Origin of the sequence: Pseudobacteriovorax antillogorgiicola (genome assembly GCF_900177345.1) — a bacterium.
Taxonomy (GTDB): Bacteria; Bdellovibrionota_B; Oligoflexia; order Oligoflexales; family Oligoflexaceae; genus Pseudobacteriovorax; species Pseudobacteriovorax antillogorgiicola.
In genome coordinates, this window is record NZ_FWZT01000030.1 from 32260 (window position 1) to 54296 (window position 22037).

General features: G+C 46.4%; 18 protein-coding genes. 12 read left to right on the forward strand and 6 right to left on the reverse strand.

What is annotated here, in order from left to right; all coding sequences use genetic code 11:
• Positions 1–8: 8 nt before the first annotated feature.
• From B9N89_RS27520 to B9N89_RS27530, 3 genes are read left to right on the forward strand one after another with little or no spacing between them, the layout of a single operon-like run.
• Positions 9–1304, forward strand: coding sequence for an ABC transporter substrate-binding protein (locus B9N89_RS27520; RefSeq protein WP_132324985.1), 1296 nt, complete (start codon positions 9–11; stop codon positions 1302–1304).
• Between the two features lie 25 nt (positions 1305–1329).
• Positions 1330–2424: an ABC transporter ATP-binding protein gene (locus B9N89_RS27525; protein WP_132324983.1), complete on the forward strand. Its 1095-nt coding sequence runs from the start codon at positions 1330–1332 to the stop codon at positions 2422–2424.
• Positions 2424–4139: an ABC transporter permease gene (locus B9N89_RS27530; protein ID WP_132324981.1), complete on the forward strand. Its 1716-nt coding sequence runs from the start codon at positions 2424–2426 to the stop codon at positions 4137–4139. Before B9N89_RS27525 ends, B9N89_RS27530 begins: the two co-directional genes overlap by 1 nt.
• A 71-nt stretch (positions 4140–4210) precedes the next feature.
• On the opposite strand, the gene B9N89_RS27535 is transcribed toward B9N89_RS27530, so the two are convergent.
• Entirely contained in the window at positions 4211–4450 is a 240-nt protein-coding gene (locus tag B9N89_RS27535; RefSeq protein WP_132324978.1) for a hypothetical protein, read from the reverse strand.
• Between the two features lie 204 nt (positions 4451–4654).
• On the opposite strand from B9N89_RS27535, the gene B9N89_RS27540 reads away from it, so the two are divergent.
• From B9N89_RS27540 to B9N89_RS27550, 3 genes are all read left to right on the forward strand, one after another.
• Entirely contained in the window at positions 4655–5239 is a 585-nt protein-coding gene (locus B9N89_RS27540; protein WP_132324975.1) for a TetR/AcrR family transcriptional regulator, read from the forward strand.
• 777 nt (positions 5240–6016) lie between these two features.
• Complete coding sequence (locus B9N89_RS27545) at positions 6017–7123, forward strand: hypothetical protein (protein WP_132324972.1); 1107 nt, start codon at positions 6017–6019, stop codon at positions 7121–7123.
• Between the two features lie 8 nt (positions 7124–7131).
• Positions 7132–8028: an outer membrane protein assembly factor BamD gene (locus B9N89_RS27550; protein ID WP_132324969.1), complete on the forward strand. Its 897-nt coding sequence runs from the start codon at positions 7132–7134 to the stop codon at positions 8026–8028.
• On the opposite strand, the gene B9N89_RS27555 is transcribed toward B9N89_RS27550, so the two are convergent.
• Complete coding sequence (locus tag B9N89_RS27555; protein ID WP_132324966.1) at positions 8025–8801, reverse strand: hypothetical protein; 777 nt, start codon at positions 8799–8801, stop codon at positions 8025–8027. The genes B9N89_RS27550 and B9N89_RS27555 overlap by 4 nt on opposite strands.
• A 115-nt stretch (positions 8802–8916) precedes the next feature.
• Between B9N89_RS27555 and B9N89_RS27560 the strand changes: the two genes are divergently transcribed.
• The 5 genes from B9N89_RS27560 to B9N89_RS27580 all read left to right on the forward strand — a co-directional run bounded on the left by B9N89_RS27560 (position 8917) and on the right by B9N89_RS27580 (position 13981).
• Positions 8917–9273 carry a hypothetical protein gene (locus tag B9N89_RS27560; protein WP_132324964.1) on the forward strand — a complete coding sequence of 119 codons (357 nt, stop codon included), beginning with the start codon at positions 8917–8919 and terminating at the stop codon, positions 9271–9273.
• Positions 9274–9965: 692 nt separating this feature from the next.
• The gene (locus tag B9N89_RS27565; RefSeq protein ID WP_159455682.1) at positions 9966–11798 is read left to right on the forward strand and encodes a protein adenylyltransferase SelO family protein; all 1833 of its coding nucleotides are present in this window, start codon (positions 9966–9968) and stop codon (positions 11796–11798) included.
• Positions 11795–12466, forward strand: a complete 672-nt coding sequence (locus tag B9N89_RS27570; RefSeq protein WP_132324958.1) for a Type 1 glutamine amidotransferase-like domain-containing protein — start codon at positions 11795–11797, stop codon at positions 12464–12466. Before B9N89_RS27565 ends, B9N89_RS27570 begins: the two co-directional genes overlap by 4 nt.
• Entirely contained in the window at positions 12463–12954 is a 492-nt protein-coding gene (locus B9N89_RS27575) for a DUF4442 domain-containing protein (RefSeq protein WP_200820805.1), read from the forward strand. The genes B9N89_RS27570 and B9N89_RS27575 overlap by 4 nt, the downstream gene beginning before the upstream one ends.
• 52 nt (positions 12955–13006) lie before the next feature.
• Positions 13007–13981, forward strand: coding sequence for a hypothetical protein (locus B9N89_RS27580; protein ID WP_132324955.1), 975 nt, complete (start codon positions 13007–13009; stop codon positions 13979–13981).
• A gap of 24 nt (positions 13982–14005) precedes the next feature.
• Here B9N89_RS27580 and B9N89_RS27585 read toward each other — a convergent pair whose 3' ends face one another.
• From B9N89_RS27585 to B9N89_RS27600, 4 genes are all read right to left on the reverse strand, one after another.
• Positions 14006–14428, reverse strand: a complete 423-nt coding sequence (locus B9N89_RS27585) for a type II toxin-antitoxin system RatA family toxin (protein WP_159455683.1) — start codon at positions 14426–14428, stop codon at positions 14006–14008.
• 125 nt (positions 14429–14553) lie between these two features.
• Positions 14554–15285 (reverse strand): hypothetical protein, encoded by a 732-nt coding sequence (locus B9N89_RS27590; RefSeq protein WP_132324949.1) that lies wholly within the window; start codon positions 15283–15285, stop codon positions 14554–14556.
• A gap of 63 nt (positions 15286–15348) precedes the next feature.
• Entirely contained in the window at positions 15349–19950 is a 4602-nt protein-coding gene (locus tag B9N89_RS27595; RefSeq protein WP_132324946.1) for a hypothetical protein, read from the reverse strand.
• Complete coding sequence (locus tag B9N89_RS27600; RefSeq protein WP_132324943.1) at positions 19947–21230, reverse strand: OmpP1/FadL family transporter; 1284 nt, start codon at positions 21228–21230, stop codon at positions 19947–19949. Before B9N89_RS27600 ends, B9N89_RS27595 begins: the two co-directional genes overlap by 4 nt.
• A gap of 420 nt (positions 21231–21650) precedes the next feature.
• Between B9N89_RS27600 and B9N89_RS27605 the strand changes: the two genes are divergently transcribed.
• Positions 21651–22028: a PilZ domain-containing protein gene (locus B9N89_RS27605; RefSeq protein ID WP_132324941.1), complete on the forward strand. Its 378-nt coding sequence runs from the start codon at positions 21651–21653 to the stop codon at positions 22026–22028.
• The last annotated feature ends 9 nt before the right edge of the window (positions 22029–22037 follow it).

Genomic DNA, 22037 nt, shown 5'->3' on the forward strand with positions numbered 1-22037 from the left:
TTCACATTATGAAACGATGGGCACTGGGACTAGCAATCTCGCTTGCTAGCACATCTCTCTTTGCGGCTGACAAGCTAATCATCATTTCTCCGCACCGAAAGTCGATCCAACAGGAGTTCATTCCAGCTTTCAAGGATCACTACAAGAAAACCTTCAAAACCGATGTTGAGGTCGACTGGCTAGACCAGGGTGGGACGTCTGACGACGTGCGCTTTCTCAAGGCCAAATATGCTAAGAATCCTAAAACCTCTGGTGTAGATGTTTTTTGGGGTGGCGGTTCGGCCACTTTTGTTGAGTTAAGCCAAGCAGGTTTCTTGGAGCGGTATGACCTTCCCCAAGACCTCGCCAGCAAAGTTCCCCAAACCGTAGCGGGCATCCCGTTGTTCGATAAAACCAAGACCTGGTATGGCTCTGCGTTGTCGTCCTTCGGAATCTTCTACAATAAGAAAATACTCCAGTTTGATCGTCTTCCCGAGCCACAAAGCTGGGATGACCTTGCTGACCCGAAATTCATGGGTAATATCAGCGTGGCTGATCCGCGCCGCTCAGGCTCTGCAAATACCATGAATAATATCATCCTCCAAAGTAAGGGTTGGGAGAGCGGTTGGCAGTTACTTACTTCGATTGCTGGCAACACTCGTAGCTTTACACATTCTAGTTCCGATCCAATCAAAGCTGTTGTTTCTGGCGACGTCGCCTTGGCGATGGCGATCGATTTCTACGCGCAAGCGAAGATTGGAGATCTAGGTCCTGAAAATCTTGGTTTCGTGATGCCGAAGGGCCAAACAGTTCTGGACCCTGATCCAGTGGCAATTCTAAAGGGAGCGCCGAACCGAGAAGTGGCGAAGCGTTTTGTTGAGTATGTTCTGAGTTCCGAAGCGCAGAAACTTTTGATCATGCCGAAAGGTAGCAAGGGTGGCCCTCGAATTGCATCTCTTGGTCGCATGTCTGTGAACACTGCTGCCTATACAAAGACAGAAGGCCAGCGGATTAATGAATTCAACCCATTTAAGCAGCAAGCCTTCTTGACCCTTGATTTGGAGCAGGCCACTCGAATGCAGCGGGTTTTTAATGACTTGGTTGGTGCTATCTTGGTTGATACCCATCACGACCTAAAGAAGGGCTGGAAGAAGCTCCACCGTTCGGGTGCGACACCAGAGAAGATTGCTGCCTTCGCCAAGCCCCCTCTTACAGAAAAAGAGTTTCTTGCGCTCGCTGACAAGTGGGGTGATGATGTCTTCCGCAATAAGACCATCAACGCCTGGGTTAGCTACGCCAAGCAAAAATATAGCAACGTGAAGTAAATTATCGTCTGGGAGCGATTCCTTAATGGAAGTTGTATTTAAGAATGTTTTTAAGCGTTACGGCGACTTTACGGCAGTCGATAACCTTGACCTGAAAGTCGAAAGCGGAGCCTTGCACTTTCTACTCGGCCCCTCAGGCTGTGGTAAGACCACAACCTTGAGAATGCTAGCTGGATTGGAAACTGTGACTGAGGGGCAGTTGTTCTTCGATGGCAAGGATGTGACCAAACAACCTGCGGCAGATCGCGGGATAGGTATGGTTTTTCAGAACTATGCTCTATGGCCACATATGACTGTCTATAAGAACATTGAGTACGGCTTGAAGCTGCGCAAGCTGACTGCCGACGAAGTGAAGCAGAGAATCGAAGACGTTTTGGAAATCACCCAACTCAAAAACTTCGTACATCGCCTTCCAGGTCAGCTTTCAGGTGGCCAACAGCAGCGTGTTGCTTTGGCCCGCGCCCTTGCAATTCGTCCTAACGTTTTGCTTCTTGATGAGCCGCTGTCAAACTTAGACGCAAAGCTGCGTAGCGAGATGCGAGACAACATCCTACGCATTCACAAGCAGACTGGCATCACGACTGTCTATGTAACTCATGACCAGAAAGAAGCACTGTCTATGGGGACGAGTATTTCTGTCATGCATGCCGGACACTTGATCCAAACCGCGAGCCCTAGAAATTTATATAATCATCCGAAGACGCCGTTTATCGCAGGCTTTATTGGTGAGACGAATCTCATCCCAGGCCGGGTGAAGTCTGTCCAAGGTAATCAGTCCGAAATTGAAACAGGGCTGGGAATCTTAAAATCCAATCGTATGTCTGAGCCTATGAGTGTCGGAGCTGAAGTCAGTGTTTCCATTCGTCCCGAAGCCATTGCCATCGACTGGGGTAAATCGGGACAAGGCGAAAACCCGTTGGGCCTTGCAGTTGAGCATCTTACCTATCTTGGCGAGTCGGAGCAGTTCCTCCTTCGGGGTGATGGTGATATTGGCTTGAAGGTTAACTTCTACCATGCTCCTGAGCACAGCTTCCACGAAGGCGATCAGGTCACATGCTTTATGCCTGCTGATGATGTTCTTGTTCTTCCACCACAAGTAGAAATGGGGCCTGGAACCTAATGGCAAATCGAGAAGAGTCTTCAAAACTAGCTCGCGTGCTGTCCAACGCGGTTGGCTATGGTACCGTGGCCGCCACGATTGCGATCCTGTTTTTCTTTCTTGTCTGGCCAGTAGCCGTGATTGTGAGTAAGGCCTTCATCAACGATGGCCAATTCACTCTGGAATACTTTCCTCTATTGTTTGCCAACGAGCTTTTCAAAAACTCGATGGTCAACAGTTTGTGGATCGGGGTTGCAACGACCGTTCTCACAACAATCGTGAGTTTGCCTCTGGCTATCATCAATGCCAAGTACGAGTTTCGAGGGAAGGCTCTTCTTTCCGGTCTCTTACTCGTGCCTATGGTGATGCCTCCTTTCGTGGGTGCTATTGGTATTCAACGATTTTTTGCTCGGCGAGGATCGGTGAACATTGCACTGATGGAGTGGGGAATCATCGATACACCGATCGACTGGCTCGGCCCCGAGAACATGTTCTGGGCGGTTGTGGTTCTAGAAGTGCTTCACCTTTACCCAATCATGTACTTAAACCTAACCGCTGCACTAGCGAATATCGACCCCAGTGTTGAAGAAATGGCAACAACACTCGGTGTGCCTCGCTGGCGTCAATACCTTGACATCATCTGGCCTCTAGCACGACCAGGCTACTTTGCTGGAGCAATCATTGTCTTTATCTGGGCCTTGACTGACTTGGGAACGCCGCTCTTGGTAGGGTTCCACGAAACCATACCGGTGCAGATATTTAACATGATTACCGATGTGAATGAGAATCCTATTGGGTACTCCCTGGTCTTTATCGTGATTGCTATGACCGTAGGTTTCTTCCTCATTTCCAAGTTTGCCTTAGGCAATCAAAAATATGAAATGATGGCAAAGGGCCATGTGACAAGTGGCAAGCGCCAAGCGTCTGGGTTGGGGCTGGTTTTCATCTATGCCTTAGTTTTGGGAACTGTAATTGCAGCGCTGATTCCTCATATATCGGTAGTGATTACAAGTTTGAGTGACAAGTGGTTTATGACGGTTCTGCCTGAAAACTACACCCTCAAGTATTATGCTCAGATTTTTGAGGCTGAATTGCCTTATATCAGTATTAAAAATAGTCTTTTCTTTGCTGGGCTTTCGACGATTGTGGATTTGGTCTTAGGTCTTTTGATCGCCTACGTGATTGTACGCAAGCTTGTCCCATTCCCAAGTCTCTTGGATAGTTTAGTGATGGTGCCGCTCGCGCTGCCGGGTATCGTTTTGGCCTTTGGCTACGTAGTAACCTATTCAGATACGGCTCTAGATCCCTTAAACAATCCGATTCCCCTCTTGGTTATCGCTTATGCGATCAGGCGCTTGCCTTACATGGTGCGTTCCGCTGTCGCTGGGCTCCAGCAGACCAGCATCTCCCTTGAAGAAGCATCGGAGACTTTCGGAGCGTCCCGTTTTCACACCATGCGGAAGATTACCATTCCACTGGTTATGGCGAACTTGATCGCAGGAGCACTACTGTGCTTCTCCTATGCAATGCTTGATGTTAGCGACAGTCTGATTCTCGCGATGAAAGAGAAATTCTATCCACTAACCAAGGCGATTTACGTGCTGTTCTTGGAACAGGGCAGTGGTGAATTGGTGGCGAGTGCTCTTGGTATGGTTGGCATGCTCATTCTAACCGTCTGCATCATGGGATCTTCTTTGATCCTAGGCAAGAAGATGGGTGAGTTGTTCCGTTCATAGGATCGACTTTTTATTCTAAGCGCTAAAAAAGGCCCTTGAACAGGGCCTTTTTTTGGCATCGATAAATGACTTTAGTAAGTCTTTTTCTTTTCATCACCCTTGGAAATCTTGCGGTCATCATCTAGATTTTGCCCATCTTTACCTTCCGCTAGCTTTTCTCCCAGGAAGATGCTTTCCCAGAAATTTCTGATCTCAGCGACCCGATCTTCTGTCATTTCAGGAACGCCTCCACCACCAGGGATTCCCGCTGGGTTGGCGGAAGCTGTGGCGGAAAGTAGGATGCTAGCCAAAAGTGCGCTTGCTATTTTCATGAGAAACTCCTTTCGTCAGATTAGAACTCGCGTTCTAACTTATTATACGGTCATTTTAGAATATTTATTTAGAATTTAAATTCTAAATTCTGATGAATTTTTGTACCAGTCGATAATGACATAATTATTTCTACTGGCGATGTAAGTAGGTTTCGTTAAGGAGCAGCTCTTGACCTTTGGTGGTATTTCCAGCATTCTGCCCTCATGAAAGAAGCGAAGCAGGCCAGAAGCCGAGAAACACAAAGAAAATTGATCCATGCAGCGGAAGAAGTCATTCGTGAGCAGGGAGCTGAAGGCCTTAAGGTCGATATTTTAACCAGCCGAGCTGGCTGTTCAGTGGGATCGTTTTATAATTTGTTTCAGGATCGTAATGAGATCATCTCGGCGGTGATGAGAGAGTTTAAATCTCGCATGATCGAAGAGATCAATAATATTCTATCCTTAGATAAACATGAACGCTCCAGTCGCGAGCAAGTATTTGAAATCGTTGTTGATTTTGCGGTTCATGTCTACAGTGGCAACGATTCCCTGTTTCGGGTGGCGCAGGGTGCCTATAGTGATATTCCAGAGCTTGTTGATAATGGTAATGAGATTGTAGCTGTTGCTGTGGATCGGCTTGCAGCACTGCCGTGTATGCAAGCTTTGGATCGACGAGCCATTGAGTTTTTGGTGAGAATCAATATCGCGAGCTGCGATCACTATTTATTCTGGCAGAAGCTTCAGTATGAGGACCCTCTGTTTCTGAAAAAAATGCTCCTCAATCTACTTCGAAATGCATATCCCAACTAAGAATTGTAAAATGAGTGAAGCAGCACACTGAAGGCGGAAGAAGTTTCTCAAGCAATCGATAATTTGGCGTTCAAAAAGAAAAGTGCTGGCAACATTGCCAACACTTCGCCGAATGGGGACATCTATCCGGCGGGGCGGATAGAATTCTATTTGTGTAAAAGGTATGGCTCGCATCCATGGCCGTTCTAGGGACCAAACTCAATGTACAAGACTAAGAAGCCTTTTTTTGGCAGCCGTTGATGGGATCGGGGTGATCAACGACAGCCGTTGCGCAGGGCTTCCTGGGGCAAACCAGTCTTGAACCATTTGCCATGGATCCGAACCATGAGTCACTTGGATTTCCCTATGCAGTGTTATAGGGAGCACCTCGTGCCCAGATAGAAAGAGGTGGATGGTAGGCGAGGCCATATCACGCCATGTTCAGTTCAGCTCCACTCCGCAAATAACAGCTTTCGCTTCAGTGCAAGAGGCAGAGGCCTTGGCTACCAATCCATGAGTACACCTATAATATTGCAAAGCTGGGGCCAAGTTCAGCCTAGGCTAAGTCCTCGAAAATAGGTGCTTATAGAGAACAGGAAAAAAACCGATATCTGTAAAAATGTTGAGTCAGTTTGGACTTTTAAGTCGACGATGTCGTTTTTGAAAGGCATATCGATCATGCCAAGCTGAGTAAAACAGAGGTTGAATTCGTAGCAATGGTCATCTCTTATGGAGAATTGGTTCTTGGCAGCAAATTAAGATAAAATTTGAGTAGCTTCTATCGAGTTAGGAAATACGATGCTCAAGTTTTTTAAGATGCTAAGGGTATGGTGCCTGCTACTCATCAGTATTCCAGCTAGTGCTCAAGAGTTGGACTATGCCTTTGAAACGGCTCGAATTAGGGGGCGGGGAGGAACCTATGCTGCTCAATACTACGGAAATCAAAGTCCTCGCTTCAATCCTGCAACCCTCGCCGAAGACAATGCTGCCTTTCAACTAAGGCCCCTAGAGATCAATCTCTCTGTCGGCCGCAATGTTGTTTCAACGATCAATGATGTGGTAGGCCACGATTTTGGCAAAAGCGATACCGATGCAGTGATTGAGTTTATTAGAAAGTTTGAGAATAAATTCGGGGACCGACATCTGGGCCGCTTCGAGCTAGAGTTGCTCGCCATGCGGGTGCTTTCTGTGGAAGTGATGCCGTTTGTCAAAAACCAGACATATATCGAGCTTCGGCGGCCGACCACCCCGCAGTTTGATTATATCGTGGACACCCAAACGGGGATCTACATTGCCTATGGGCTAAGCTTGGGCGGCGTTGTAAAGCTGGGCTTCGGGCTAAAACCAATGTTTCGAACTGTCACTACCGGACAATTGATCTTCACTGATGTCCTTGATCTCGAAAATACCGATATTGAAGCCTTCGCCGACACTACTCAAGGCAATGGTATTGGGGGCGACCTGTCTGCATTGTGGACTCCAATAGCTAGATTTAGGCTTGGACTGATCGTGGAAAACGTTGGTGACATGGGATATTTTGACTCCGACGATGCACCGAGTAATATCCGGCAAAAGTCCAGTTTGGGCTTCTTGTGGCGCTACCCCATGAGTTCTTGGAACCTTGATATTCTTGGTGATGTTCAAGATATGGAGAATCGTGATGGCAAGCATTGGTCGCGCCTCTTCCACTGGGGAGCCGAAATTGGCACCAAGGCTTTTAGCAAGGATCATGACTACGGTGCAGTTGTGGGCATCAACGATGGCTATGGCACTTGGGGGCTTTTTGCTGACCTTTGGATCGCTCGATTAGAAATTGCCCAGTACTCTGTTGAACTGGATCGTAATCCGGGAAGTCGTGAGGATGCTCGATATGGTATTAGTTTGCGGACTTCCATGACGTTTTAGGAGAAATTATGAAGCTTGCGACCATGAGCCTGGGGGCTTTATTGTTTTTGTTGAGTTGTAGCACAAATATCTATGAATCACTGGTTACCGATACAGATGATACTGGCAAGATGGAAGAAGCGGCGAACTTGATTGATGATCAAAAATATGACGAGGCTGTGGCGAAGCTTAACGAAGTTGAAAAAGATAACAATGAAAAACGCTTCCTGCAGGTTGCAGCGTTGCTGGGGCAGTCAGGATTCAATGTTTGGCAAATTGTGATTGATATTATCGATTCTGGTAGCAGTAGCAGTAAAATTACCTTTGACCGCATCTTTGATTCTATATCTGGCAGCGTTTTTGGTTCTGGGGATGAGAGGGATGCTAGAATTGCTGCCATTGGCCAATCGATAACCCTGCTTGATACAGCTCCAGAGGGGCAGACCCGAGCGACAGCAAACCTTAACTGCTTTCTCGGTGGGGTACTTGCTGTTGTTGCTGTCGATGATGGTAACACGGCTATGAGTGGAGTGAGTTCAGCTCTTCAATCGATCCAGGATAATGCGACGGGTACTGGAGACAGTACGGAGGAATGTCCAGGTATTGAAGACCTTAGTACCAACCTTGATTTGATTGCTTCTGTACAAACCAACCTATCCCTAGTGCTTGCGGCCACCAGCGATTGCAGTTTCATCGATTTTTCGGGTTCGGAACTCAATAGCGTTGAGCAACAGATTGCAGACTTTGTAGATAATGGCGATCAAGGTTGTTCCGAGAATCCTGACTGTGGTGCTGGAGCAGCCTGCCAAGCGCTCAGCCTCGGCTGTGTTCAGTCGGTAGTCAATGATGATAGTTCGGTGTCGGGTGATGGCACGGTCTCATCTTGTGAAATCGTGCAGAACTGCCTAGGAGCAAGTTGCTTCTAATGAGAGCTAAGCTCAATGGCGGTAGGGCCTAGAGGTTTGAAGGGGTAACGAGCTAGAAGCTCTCCATTCTGGTCGGCGAAGTAGAGCATCATTCCTACCAGCTCTGCTCCCTCAACGCCGCTTGGAAGGCTGAAATTAAGCTGGGAATTCCATCGTTTTCGAAAGCTAAAGCTATTCGCTAGGCTAAGATCCATAATCGAGCCAGATTCCGTGAGGATGACCTGATCGTTGGGAATTCCAATGAGTTTGATATTGCCGTCTGCAAGCTGAAGCTTAGCAACTCCCCAGGAGTAACCTTTCAAGAGACTTTCGGAAGTGTTCGAAAGTGAAAACTCGATGCTTGTTCCCCCTCGGGCAAGCGTTGTCATCGTTAGGCGACTGATAAAGAACAGGGGGCTAGCTTTAGCTTCTTGCCAATCCTTAAGGTTGATGACAGGGGCAGCGGGTTCGGTCTGCATCTGATTCTCAAGCTGAGGAGTATCGTCATATGCTTGCTCGAAGATATTCTCATACTGCGACTGGTAATTCAGAACTTGTTCGGTCCGTTCACGGAGGCTGTTGACCAAGTAATTTCGTGATTCAATAAACATTCCCGAGGCGATCACGGCAGCGATACCGAATAAGCTCAAGAACACTGCTGTGAGGCTACCGATAACAATAAAGCGACTCGATAGTCGGTGGCGATGTGTTCGTCCGCGGCCTACAAAGTAGACAAGCGAGACCGATTCGTTGGACTTTGTGTAGTTAATTACTTTTCGAAGCCAAGACCACATATATCAATCCGGTAGCAGGAATAAGAAGACGATTTTATATCATCTACTTAAGTCTATTGCAAATCATCTAACCTTTCTTTAGATTAGCCTTCGACCTAAGCGGAGGCAAGTCTTCATGATCGCACCAATCACTCGCCGTGGCGTTATCAAAATGGGTGTCATGAGCAGTTTTCTGTCAGGAACCCGTTGGGCTTTTGGTAATAACTCACTGCGGGAAGGGCAAGCTCGATCTCATGATGCAATCACGCAGGCCGAGCTAGATTTCTTGCACAAGATGATCCAAGTGCTTAGCCCCGAGTTTTATGGCAACACCTCCTATCACGACTTGCAGGATCACATCATTGTCTTAGATAGGCTCTTATGGGAACTTTTTCCTGATTTCCATTCAGAGTTACGTCAGGGGCTGAGCTTTCTCACCTCGCGCAGCCTGACCTTCGCAACTCTAAGCAGCGTCTACTCGCCTTCAGCGTAGAGGAAATACTTGAAATAAAAAAAGATGCCGAAACAAGATTGATTCCGGCATCTTTATCGAAAAGGATATGGCGAATCCTACAGGGTGGTCATGGCGTTGAACACTCCTGCTGCTGTCTCTGCCATAGCTGTGGAAAGCTGTAGTAAAGACAACATTTAGCTAATGGTATTAGCCGACCTCTGTGATGATTACAAGTTGAACTTTGCACTTTTAATGGCTGCAAATACTGAGAATCAAGGCCCTTACCCTGATTGTTCCTACCTAGGTAAAAGTAGCGTAATTTAAAATTTAGGTTATTTTACGAGAAAATCTGGATATCGACCATTCTTGTCGAATAAATTGTAGCAAAATTACAAAACATCGATTATGGTCAGGAGGTCTTGATGAGAGTGCAAGCTCTCGTTGTCCAGTTTCACTGGACCTCTAAAGATACTATCTGCCCGGTGACATTCGCAGAATCTAGTTTTGATCGAGTGTGCCCCCTTAGAGGGTATCGGAAATGAACTCCTCCGATACCCACTTTTTTTCCCAATCTTTGTATCAAGCTAGCCAATGAAGTCTTCGTTCGTAATTAAATCTCATTGATTGTAGTGCCTTGCATCTCCGTACAGCGTCTTTTTAGCTAATCCTCTGCAATCATTAAAGGACTCGTCATTGCTTCCGAAAATACCCATAGATCGATGAGGGTGTTGATGGCGTTGAAGAACTTTCAAAAGAAGATGATCCAAGAATCATATGCCAAGATTCGCAAGATAGATGGAACCCATCCCTTTAAGGAGTCTGTCCACGGCAGTTTTGTCAGCTATCGAGTTCGCTATCGTGGCCGCGGACGTATCAGCTACTTCAACTTTCCACTGGCGAAAGAGATGGGCTTGATCTCCAGTGATCATCCCCACGTTATGAGTCGATCCCTCGAATCGGCGCTCCTAGATACGTTTAGTATTCAGATTATCAATGAATACGATATGACTCATGGAACGAAGATCGACCCTAATGATGTCAAACCAAACCAGTACATGGCGACCCGGTATCTACAACTTCAGCACCCAAGTAAAATTGGCATAACATCTGGTGACGGGCGTAGCATCTGGAACGGTGTTGTTCGCCACCGAGGTAAAGTCTGGGATGTTTCCTCCTGTGGTACTGGAGCTACGTGCCTTTCACCGGCAACTGCAATTAACAATAAGTATTTTAGGACCGGCGATCCTGCAGTCAGTTATGGCTGTGGCCATTCCACAGTATCGGAAGGCTTGGTTGACGTCCTTTTTAGCGAGATACTTACAAAGAATCGGATCGATACGGAACGGGTTTTGTGTGTCATCGCCTATCCCAAGGGCTTAGGGACCACAGTTCGTGTTGGTAAGAATTTGCTCAGGCCATCTCACTTCTTCAATCACCTTAAACAGGGGCAATATCTAAGGCTAAAGGATGTGGCAGACTACTATATTCAAAGGCAGGTTCAAAACGGTGACTGGAAAATACCCAAGGGTCAAAATCAATACCTTTACCTTAGGGATCGCATGGTCGAGACCTTTGCTGATATCGCAGCTAAGTTTGAAGCCCATTATATCTTTTGTTGGCTTGACTGGGATGGCGACAATGTACTCGCCGACGGCGGTATTATAGATTTCGGCTCGGTCAGGCAGTTCGGCCTTTACTATCATGAATATAAGTTTGATGATGCAGAGCGCTGGTCGACGAATATCAAGGAACAACGAGGTAAAGCACGCTATACGGTTCAGACGTTCATCCAGCTTGTGGATTATCTGATAAGTGGTAAGCGAAAGCCGATCCACTCGTTTCGCAACCATCGATCCTTGAAACGGTTCGATCGACTTCTCGAATGGCGGCTTAAGGAAGAACTGCTTTGGAAAGTGGGTTTCAACGAGCCTCAGATCAAGTTTCTCATGGGATTTGCCAACAAGCACGTTGATCAGTTACTAAAATCCCATAGCTATCTGGAACAGATAAAATCTCGCGAGGGGGTTCATCAGGTAGCTGATGGTCAGAATTGCAATATTCTCAGCAACACCCGCAAGTTGCTACTTGAGCTGCCGGGTGCTATGGTCGATTTAGAGCCTCTCGATCAGCAAGCCTTTCTGAAGATTCTTGGGTCTCATCACAGCCAGTATGAGAGCTTTCCTAAAACCAGAGCCTTGCGGCAGCATATTCAGAAGTTTCAAAAATCCTACATTAAGCTTGTCCAGAAAACTTCAGACAATCAGGGGCGGTCCTCGGCCATCATACTAGCAAATCTTCGTCAGCGGGCTCAGCAGATCAACCACCCAGAGCGGATTACCGGTGATTCGTTGTGTCTGGTGGTCGAGGAAATCTTGAAAAAGCGTAGCTCTTTTAGCTTTGAGCAGCTAGAGCAGCTGATCCTTCATTTTGTAAACGAGCAAATTCTCAATCCCGACTTCAAACCTAGTAAGGCATGGCGTGAAGCTGTTCGGCCACCCATATTTTCTCGGCGCTTTTATCGGCGCATCCTCAAGCTTGTTTCAGATTATCGAGAAGGTTTATGATGAGGTTATGGATGTTCAGCTCTGGTGAAGCTGAAGACAACGAGGATATGGATGAAGACCTATTCCATGAGATCGATCGAAAGCGGCCACAAATCACATTTATCCCTGCTCATCAGGATGATGCCTTGATATGCTACGACGAATTTATTGAGCGGTTCGCACACTACGACTATATTAAATTTCGGATGCTGGATTTAGAATCCCCAGTGACGCAAAAGGAGCTACGAAAAACATTGCAGTCGGACCTGATTTATCTCTCTGGTGGTAATACCTTCCACTTTCTTAAGTATCTTCGCAGTTCAGGCTTTATTAACGAACTGCGATATTATGCTAAGTCAGGTGGTTTGATAGCTGGCCATAGCGCTGGTGCGATTTTGATGACTCCGCACATTCGAACGGCGAGCTTTCCCTATTTTGACCGAGACGAAAATGAGGTAGGTATTAAGAATTTCATAGCCATGAGGCTTGTTAAGTTTGAGTTTTTTCCTCATTACGTGAATAATATTCGATATTCAGATGCCCTAGTCATGGCATCGAAAAAGTGCCATTGGCCTATTTATGCAGCCGCTGATGGAGGCGGTGTCGCGATCACTGATAAGGGGCTGCGAGTTTATGGTAAGGTTTGGGCCTTTTTTCAGGGCAAAAAATTCAAGATTGGATTTCGATGAAGAGCTTACGCAAACAATATGAAGCATTGATGTCTCACCCCCGGACATTTAAGACTCTTTTGAGTCTTTGGCCGCCGTTTCTTTTTTCAGGAATTCGTGTGGCAGAGGTAGAGCGCGATTACCGCTATATTCGAATCGAACTTAAGTCTTATCCTTTCAATCGGAATCATTTTGGAGTGCACTTTGGTGGCTCATTATTCGCCATGTTAGACCCTTTCTATATGTTTATGGTGCTTCATAATTTGGGGCCAAAATACTACGTATGGGACAAAAGTGGTGAGATCGAGTTTGTGAAACCTGGGCGAGGCACTGTTACGGCTCATCTGCAGGTCGATCAGGGAATGATCGATCTAATCAAATCGGAAACCGGAGCAGGAGATAAATACCTTCCTGAGTTCTCTTGTGAGGTATGGGATGAGCAGGATGAAGTCGTTGCGATTTACAAGAAAGTACTCTACGTGCGTCTCAAGCCAGAGCATCGCAGTTGATCTTTAAATCTGTGGTAACATATGATCACATCTCTAATGCAAGGAGGCGAAGGTGAGAGGAATCTGTCTTGTCGGGTTACTCATAGTTTGGTTAAGCTCATGCAAGAAGCAAGTCTTGGGTCCAGTTGTCGAGCCAGGTAGCTCGAAATTATCCAGTATCATGATTGGTGCCCCTAAGGTGAAGGTAGATGGCTATGACCAAGCGACAGTTTCTATTACCTGCTTGAACTGTGCGAATCCGAAGGAAGAAGCTGAATCCATGGTCGATCATAGTATTGCCTTTAAAGAGCCTAAGGCCTTTGAAGAGCTAATGTTAGATCTTAAAAAGTATCGTTTTACGGAAGGTCGATACGTGACAGTAAGGTTGAAATTCTTCAAAGCCGGTGAGCTAGTTCTTGATACGTGCTCAGGTGGGGCTCAAGGCTGTTCTGACTACCCTCACAAACTAGTGAAGCACGATGACCTTGATCAGTTTGTTATCACAGTGGTCCTTCAGGATCTTACCGGTGATCTGGTTGAAACATCTGGGCCGGCTCAAGATATTACCATCGCCACTGAAATTATCGGATCAGGAAACGATTTGGCTAAACTACCTTTTACTACATCGAGAGAGCAACAGGATGCTAAGGCCGGGGAAAAACACTGTGTCGCCGATTACCAGGATGGTGCTCATGGGGGGCAACAGATAGATGACCAGTGTGTGTTTGCATATGGGGATACCGTTGTCCAACAGTCTGAGAAGCTGCGCTATGTAAAAGCTGATCCTAGATTCGATTTGATATGGTTAGCTAAGTCTGAAGCCAGTGGCAAGACTCCCGTGGTGCTAGGTAGCGAGGAGCGTGGTGGGGTTTTCTACCCCATGTTTCTATGTCGGTCTGCAGACAGGCTTGGTAAAACAAGCTTCAAAGAGGATGGCAGCCGCCAGCTCTGGGATCAATGCTACATAGCCGTCGACGAGGCAGGTACCTCGTTGCAGACTCCTGCTTTAGTCACAGATTTTGAAATTTTAACCTTTGCTCGATTGTAAATGCCCTGATTTTGTCTGATATGCCTACATGTTTCTTGCGTGCTCATAGAAGGCATTCATCATCCGCGGTAGGCTGACAGAAACAAGCTTACTTGTGATTGCCTTTGGAGCAAACACTTTTAAGGCTACATCCACACTATAGGTGACCTTGCACTTGTCCCCAAGATCCTCGATGAGCCACTCGCCCGAGTTTTTCTTAAACAGGCTGCCAGCGTGTAGATCCCACGCCACCCGCCGAGGTCTATCATGAGTCATCTTCAGGGTATAGGAGATTTTTTTCACGATGTGGATATTATATTGAATCTTCGCCTGATGTTCGTCCTTTTCTAGAACGTCTATACTATCGACTTCAGACAAGATCTTGGGATAGTGCTCGTAATCGAGAAGTGCGTTGTAAAATTGCTTTGCTGGTATGTCAAAAGTCTCTTCTCGTGTTGCCCCTGCCACGGAAAACTCCTTAATAATAATAGAAAAAGGCTGCTTGATCCAAACAAGCAGCCGATACTGTAATCTCTTGCTCAATAAGCGTCAATGGCTCGTTAAAACTAAGTTCAGCTAATTTGTCAGTTCATCTATAGAATGTCGCCATCGCCATTATCAACGTTCAGGAACATTCCAATCATGATACCTTCGATTCCGTCTTGAATAGCCTTACCTGCTATTGTTGGTAGTATATTAATATCAGGGGTTACTGTAGATTCATAGATCAATAGATGCTGATTGCTCGTGCAAAGTTCTGAAGTGCTGCAGTCGACCACATGGACCGAACCAATTTGATCTTTAACTCCTTCCGAGCCATCGAGTTCAGCGGCGCCAGCAGGTACTTCTTGCGGCCCCTGATTTTGCACGACAAACTCTAAGGAAGCTAAAGCACCATCATAGGTCTTGACGACAGTGTTGTGAGTCAAGACGCGGACATTTTGCCAGCCAACGATTGGTGCTGCAATGCGATAGTCAGCGTAGTGGCGAAGGATCTCTGCTTGGTCTCCTTGTGCTGGAATCGGCGCAAGAACAGCGCTTTGATTGAACTCTAAATTGTCCGTACCAGACGCGAGCGCGTAACCGGGCCATGCGACAAAGTCAAGGTAACGGCTAGTAGCGCTATCCACAGTGGGAAAATCAGACTTTTCAGCTGCCACAAAGAACTTGATTTTCACAGAGCCAACCAATGGTGGTGCGGAAAAATCAGAACAAAAGCCCTTGAGCTGAATACTGTCGAGGCAGTCTGCTGGCGCCTCAGGTAGTGCTTTTGCAAATCCTAAGGTTGATACACTTAAGCCCAGTGCCATCATTGCAATTTTCATTTAGTAACCCCTTGTAATTGAAATAAAAGGCTCTCACCCCTGGAGAGAGCCGAAATAAAACCACTAATCGTAGAGTAAGGACGGTGCGGTTAACCAAAAATCAACCACTTCGGTTTGCTTATCCAGCAGGCCCTCTTTGTTCTCACTAAGATGTAGCAGAGACTGGAACGAGTTTTTAAGTTCTTCGTGACCCAGTCCATGCCATTGGCCTCGCTCATGGACAAAGCGCAATGTCGCTGAAAGCTGGGGGAGAAGTGTATCCATATCTTTGATGCACTGACTCCAATCGTCTCTTCTAGCCCGCGAAATTGCGGCAATAGCCTTGTCAAACTGAGCTAGACTACGAGCGTCCCGAAGGCCGTCGACCCAGAGCTTATTGCTAAACCCAAGACGCGGATCTTTGATCAAGTTATTTAGAGCTTGAGAACCATCGGCATTCTGATGAAGAGGAATCAAAACGTCAAGGGCTAATGAACTCCAAAAGCCCAGTTCTTGTTCAAAACTGTCGTGTGCTTGCAAATGAAGCCTGGCAATCTTTGGCCAGGCTTTTAATAGTGGCAACGTCAGCTCTTCTGAAATGCTTAAGAAATTACCCTGGGTTTGATTGGATAGCCCCCGAAGTGGAATCGACATTCCATCAAACGATAGGTTTAGCTTTTGACTTAGGTCTTCACCCCACGACGTTTGATTCCAGACCACGAACAGCTTTTCCAAGCCATCAGCATTTAGCTCCTTCGTTTCCATATCGAAGCTCAAGCTTGTGGTTGTGATCCATCTGACAAGAACTTGAATAACTCTAGCCTGCTCCTGGACTGTCCCTAGATTGGCCATTGCTTGATGTAAGGATAGAAAGGTTTTATCCCATTGCTGGTGATTAAAGACTAGCAGTAGATCCCGGATGCCAAACATTACATCACGATTGATTAGAAAACGACTGGTGAGCAAGCCTTTATCTTTCCAATCAAAAGAGAGCCCGAAGAGGCCTTGAACAGCTGCGGGAAAGTCCGTGGCTAAGAATTCGTGGGAGCTTGGGCTACTGTGATGACTTAAAGTAGCAATCATAGTGTGACGGAGGTGCTCATCGCTTAGGATACTATGAGCTAAACTCACAAATAGCTCCACGGCGCTGCCACCCTTTTCTTCGAGTTTACTCTGATGGTCTACAAAAATCTGTAGTAACTCGCGAATAACAGGCCTGGAATTGTTGTCTGAGCTGCGAAGAGCCAATTGCTTGCTAAGCTCATTGAACCTTGCTGATCCCATGAGTTCTTCTAAGAATCCAGTATAGCTTTCTAGGAGACTTGTATTAGCAATGCGAAAATTGAGAGCTGAAATTTGGAAGTACCAATCTTGGGATCCTGATTTCTGACTCAGCAAACCATTGTGAGTTCTAAGCCAGTAATCGGCGCTATGATTCCACCTAGCAGCCTTTACCTTTTCGAAGCGGATTTTACTGGTTAGCTGATGTAGTTCCGGGCGAAGAATTGGGTTTTTCCCAAGGTTCAGTATATCAGCGAGTACTTGTTTGCCGAAGGTATGCGGAAATCCATCGTGATTGATCGCAAACAGTTGGCCCGCTGAGAATCTGCAAGTTTCCTGGTCGATTACTTTTAGTTCAAGAACCTCTTGCCAATCAGGTGAGCTTAGCAATGGGCACCACTTGGCGGCTAGAGTACGAGCCAGAAAGTCTTTCAAGACACCATGAGCTAGTATTTCATCATCGGTCTCTTGAGTTAAGTTCATGGGACAAGGTTGATCGGCAAGGCTAGAGTTGCGATCCTGGTAGCAGTAGCGATCCAGAATAGCCACACTTGGTTGTGCTAAAGCTATGGAACGATCTCCAGTAAAAGTTAGAAGGTTTAAGCTTGAAAAAAGCTTAAGTTGCTCAGCCGTTCGAAAAGTACTCGCCTTAAATTGAGACATATTGCGATTTCGACGAAAGACAAACCGCCGGCTAAAGATGCTGTCTCGTATATCCTCGGGAGGAGGGAGAATGTTTTCTTGGATCTGTTCGAGGCTATCATGACTTCCTAAAACCTTTGGAAAGGTGTTATGGAATATGGTCCAGGGAAAAAGCTGTTTCGTTGGGTCAGCTAAGAAACTGAGGTTTGTAAATGCTCGCCAGGATTCATGGTCATTATAGAGTCTTTGGCCAGAAGCCTTGTATGACCCAGGAATATATAGAGGAGCCTTGAGATAGTGAGTAAGCATATAGAGTGAAATCATCCGCTTTTCGGATCGGGAGTAAGGGGAAGATGTGAAGAATTGCTTATCTACAGCTTGATAGTTGCGATCTTGATCGTAAAGAGTAGCGCGCCAGGCACTGGGGCTAGAATAGTCAGGCATGGCGGTTAGGATGGCCCAGTATTCGAAATCGCTGACAATCTGTTCGCCAATAGAGCTGATTGCCAAAGGAATGTCCTTGGTACTCAAACCGCCGCTTTGAAGGTGCTTACTCCAAAGAGACCAGGGTTTTTGATGACCTATTTCGATGTAAGGCTTATCTGCAAATACTTGCTTGGGGGAGATGATATTTGTGTCCTTTAGAATGTAGCCACTATCATCAAAACCAACATAATTGAGAACATTTGACCCCAGAGTGATTGTTTGAACTTCAGCTTGCCCCTGTCGGTTACTATGAGGGTTTTTAAAGATGGAATCGACTTGTTTAAATTTAGAAAGAACTAGTGATAATCGACTCGGATTGGTCTGGAAGCTTGTCTTTAATGAGGCGGGCAGTGTTTCAAGAATTCCTTCATGTTGAAACCTATCGCGATAGACTTGAATCATCGGTCCATCGGTGTAGAGACCTGCGAATACCCGGCTGGCTCGATTGTCTGCGGCCATGGTCTCGCCATCAGGCATTAGGTGATAGAATTGTTCGCCGATACTTGCGAGCTTTTTAACTTTGATAGCGAGGAGACGCTCTAGAAAATCTCTTGAGAAAAGTAAGCCCTCTTTCTCCAACTGTTGATCAATTTTCATAATATCTATTGCGTAAATACCCCCTTGCTGGCTTTGACTCCAGCCGACAAGGCCTTCCAGGCGTTTAACATCATAGACAGGTCCCGAACTCAGATTCCAGTTCCAAAGGTAGTAAGGATCTCGCTGCAATTCGTTAATAGTCTCAGCCAGGGTTTCAACAACTAGTGCTTGCGTGAGTTTGGGGTCTTCCTCACTATCGCTTCTAAATGTCAGCTCAGGCGCATAGAGTTTTGTGTAAGCGTCGAGGGGGAGTTGGATACACATGGGCTCTGCCGATGACGAGCTGCAATCGAAAGAAAGTTGAACACCCATCTTGTGGCCCATAGCAGCGACCATTGGCGGTAGATAGCCGCAAGATAGGTGAGGTCTGAAATAAGATCCAAGCAGTTCTTGAGCCTCATCGAAGGATGAAAACTTTTCTTCTAAGCTCGGGAGTGTAAGATCATTACAACCTGGAATGACCCCACCTTGGCGGACTAACTGGATTCCATAGTCGGTGAGTATACTAGTTCCAGCCTTAGCTCTCAATTTGTTCAAGGTCGGATCGAACGCTGGCTCAAGGAGTTTCTTAGCAGCTTCAGCAGAAGATTTGAAATCTGCTGCACTGCTTTCGTTTAGTTGATAGAGAAATGCAACTAAGTTTTTTATTGGTTGACCTTGGGTACTTAAAAAGTCGTCGCTGATCTGGAGAAGTTTTCGAGTGCTATCCAAACGCTCCTTTGGGGGGAGACCTTGAATATAGGATATGATTTGGAATAAGCTGCCTATGACTGCCCTTAATGATGTATCGCCCGTTGCCTCAAGATACGATTCCCAATGATCTAGGCCTGTTGTAATTTGATCGTTGGGAATTAGTTGAATATCACTTGATTCAAGGCAATTTTCATCCTCGCTAGCGGGATTTGTATCTGCCCATGTCTCTAAGCAAGACTTCATGATCTCTTTTTGGTGAGGGGCTGTAAGTGGGATCGTGTTTTTTGGTGTCAGCTGTGATTCAATAAGGCGCCATAGATTTCGTTTTCGCAAAATTTCAATTGTGACTGGCAGAAGGTGTGGGCGGATAGCATGCCCTTGAAGCAATTCTTGACTTAGTGCTCCTAGTCTTCCGTCTTGGATATCTGACAGAAAGACCCCAAACGTTTCTAGTAGAGGCCGTAGTTGCCCCTGATGGCTCCATCGCTCGAACAGCTCTAGCGATCGATTCAGGTTGGTTCCAAGTAAAAGGTTTTGAAGATCGTAGAGCCGCTCTTCAGCAAGATACAAGTCTCGTTCCTGATCATTCATGCCCCGATCGAAGGCTACACTCAATACAGTTAGGAATGGGTATACCTCTTCTCGATCTTGCCCTTCTGGATTAGGCAATAGGAGGAGGTCGATGAGGCTTTGAATGCCATCTGGACTTAGCTTGTCGATGGCATTGAGAATGCCTGGAAGGGAGCTTGTGCCAGAGCTGCTCTGATTCGAAGCACAGTGTAAAATGTTGTAAACGTAGTTTCCTGACAATTCTAAATCACCGAGGATAGAAATCTCGCTACAAGCAAGCTGAGCGCTAGAGGGTTTTTGGTCATCCCATGTGTCGTGCTCCGTAGACGACGAGCTTCGACCACAGGCCGTGAGTAGGCTGAACACGGTAAGGATTGATCCCCACCTCAACAATGCAAACTTTTGGTCAAATGTCATAGCGAACCCCCCCCCAAGAACGTGTCTGTACTACCTCCGACCTTAGATCCAGTGATTGTTAGTCTTTCTTCATCTAGGAAACTATGCTGCGCACAAATATCGAGATAGGCAGAACGGCCTTCGGGTAAGGAGGATTCAAATACCTTTAAACCTGCGCCCATAGCTATAACCGTACGATTGAGATCAACGACCTTTTCCTGGCCTGTGCTTTGATTGGCGCTTTCATGATGTTCAATACCCAGCCTCAGAGCGAGTTCACTAAAGCTAGTAAGTTGATAGGCAAAGCCGAAGCGGTAACTCCAAGTATCGTCAAGGCTAAGGTTTGAGCCGGGAGGTGTTTGGGTTAAGCTAGCAATGTCTTCGCCGTCGAGGTAGACGAGAGGTGCTTCAAAGCCCGACCACCTAGACCATTCTATTGAAGTATAAAAGCCTATTGATCCGTTGCGAAGGGCAAAGCCTAACTTGAAAATTTCTGGATCGTAGAATGGGACGAGCCTCGTTTGCAAGGTCACAGGAATCGTTAAGCTACTATCGTCACCTGTAGCGCCCACTGCAAGGCGAGTATCAATCTTAGATTCGGTTTCTTGAGCGGCTCGATAGCTTGCACCGAGTGACCAAAACCCAGAAGATGTTTCTTGCCGCCACTGGAGTCCCCCGTATGGAGTTAACACAGGGACCATGTCCAAATTAAAACGTGCAGCGGAAGCCTTATTGTTGAGGGCCATATCCAAACTACCTTTGGCCCGCAAGGTATAGTAGCTGCCGATTCCTATGGAGAACGAATGCCAACGGGCTGCAAAAGCAGTATAAATCGCAGGTCGCTGCTGGCGATTTGCAAATCTTAGGTAGTTCAACTCATTGGGAGCACTGCCTGAAAGCTGCCCAAAATTGTCTGACGGCAAGTAAGCTGCAACTCCAAAGTGAAATGCTGGGCTTAGTGCTAGGTTCAAGCCAAAATTAGTCCCAGTTAAGGGAGAAGCTTGCGACGCTCGATAGCTTGAACGTGGTAAGCCCGATTGATCATCGGTCGAAGAATCATTTAGATCCTTTAAATTGAGCTTTGTGAGCTGATAGCCTACGCTAACTGAAGTGCCGTCCTGGTTTGTAAGTGATGCTGGGTTTGCGTAGGCTGCATAAGCTCTGTCACCACCAGCTGTCGCAGCATTCCCGAGAGCGACGCTTCTAGGGCTTATTCCGTAGGTGTCTACGACGCTTGCTTTGGCTTGGTCAAGGTATAGACTTATAGAAGCCACGCTGACCATAAGCGTGATTCGATACATAAATACTCCCCCTTATTCGATCCCTCAATAGAATAGATACCTTTCAAATCAGGCCGTATAGTTGTGATTTTCTGAAAAGCGATGAGTATCAATGAAACAATTGAGGGTCAATTGTAAAGTGGACTTCTATGAACAAAGACAAATTCTTTAAGCCTTTAATATTGGCCTATGACTTTCAAGTCGAACGTTCTCAAGACTATGACATTTTCAGAAAATATATATAAAAGCTCTTGATTTAAAGAGGATAGCCGATACGTGAAGGTGGTTTATTTTTATTCAACTGAACGGTGAACGGACTCTTCGTCTCTGTATTGTTGATCTTGGCTTGCCGCTAATTACCCATGATAGACCATAGTAAACTAAGTTTTGCAGGAATCCCGCCGAATAAACCTTTAGATAGAATTGCTTCATGAGGTCATCGTGATCAACGAGTCGTTGCTGATGCAAGAGAGGCGAACGGAGGTTCGTTACAGCTTGAATGGCTTGGTCCCCCTTCGGTTAGAACTAGAAAAGGGACAAGTTTTGGATGCGATTTTTCTCGATGCTTCGACACGGGGATTGGGGATGATCGTCGAGCCCTCACTCAAAGTTGACCAACAGGTCCTTCTCAAAGTTGGGGGAGGGATACAGCTAAAAATGTCGGTTCGATGGATAAAAAAACCCATGGGACTGACTGCGCCAGGAGTGCCAGTATTCCACCGAGCTGGAGTTTGCTTGCTTCAAGGTAGTGGTAGTCAAGGGGAAAAGCCTTCGAGCATTTTAGAGATACTTGAGAACTTTCACTGTGTGGATCACTAATGATATTCA

Coding starts and splice junctions, on each gene's coding strand:
- B9N89_RS27525 (WP_132324983.1), top strand. CDS start 1,330: ATGGAAGTTGTATTTAAGAATGTTTTTAAGCGTTACGGCGACTTTACG.
- B9N89_RS27540 (WP_132324975.1), top strand. CDS start 4,655: ATGAAAGAAGCGAAGCAGGCCAGAAGCCGAGAAACACAAAGAAAATTG.
- B9N89_RS27555 (WP_132324966.1), bottom strand. CDS start 8,801: ATGTGGTCTTGGCTTCGAAAAGTAATTAACTACACAAAGTCCAACGAA.
- B9N89_RS27590 (WP_132324949.1), bottom strand. CDS start 15,285: ATGAAAATTGCAATGATGGCACTGGGCTTAAGTGTATCAACCTTAGGA.
- B9N89_RS27565 (WP_159455682.1), top strand. CDS start 9,966: ATGGCGTTGAAGAACTTTCAAAAGAAGATGATCCAAGAATCATATGCC.
- B9N89_RS27520 (WP_132324985.1), top strand. CDS start 9: ATGAAACGATGGGCACTGGGACTAGCAATCTCGCTTGCTAGCACATCT.
- B9N89_RS27535 (WP_132324978.1), bottom strand. CDS start 4,450: ATGAAAATAGCAAGCGCACTTTTGGCTAGCATCCTACTTTCCGCCACA.
- B9N89_RS27570 (WP_132324958.1), top strand. CDS start 11,795: ATGATGAGGTTATGGATGTTCAGCTCTGGTGAAGCTGAAGACAACGAG.
- B9N89_RS27530 (WP_132324981.1), top strand. CDS start 2,424: ATGGCAAATCGAGAAGAGTCTTCAAAACTAGCTCGCGTGCTGTCCAAC.
- B9N89_RS27595 (WP_132324946.1), bottom strand. CDS start 19,950: ATGACATTTGACCAAAAGTTTGCATTGTTGAGGTGGGGATCAATCCTT.
- B9N89_RS27560 (WP_132324964.1), top strand. CDS start 8,917: ATGATCGCACCAATCACTCGCCGTGGCGTTATCAAAATGGGTGTCATG.
- B9N89_RS27545 (WP_132324972.1), top strand. CDS start 6,017: ATGCTCAAGTTTTTTAAGATGCTAAGGGTATGGTGCCTGCTACTCATC.
- B9N89_RS27600 (WP_132324943.1), bottom strand. CDS start 21,230: ATGTATCGAATCACGCTTATGGTCAGCGTGGCTTCTATAAGTCTATAC.
- B9N89_RS27550 (WP_132324969.1), top strand. CDS start 7,132: ATGAAGCTTGCGACCATGAGCCTGGGGGCTTTATTGTTTTTGTTGAGT.
- B9N89_RS27575 (WP_200820805.1), top strand. CDS start 12,463: ATGAAGAGCTTACGCAAACAATATGAAGCATTGATGTCTCACCCCCGG.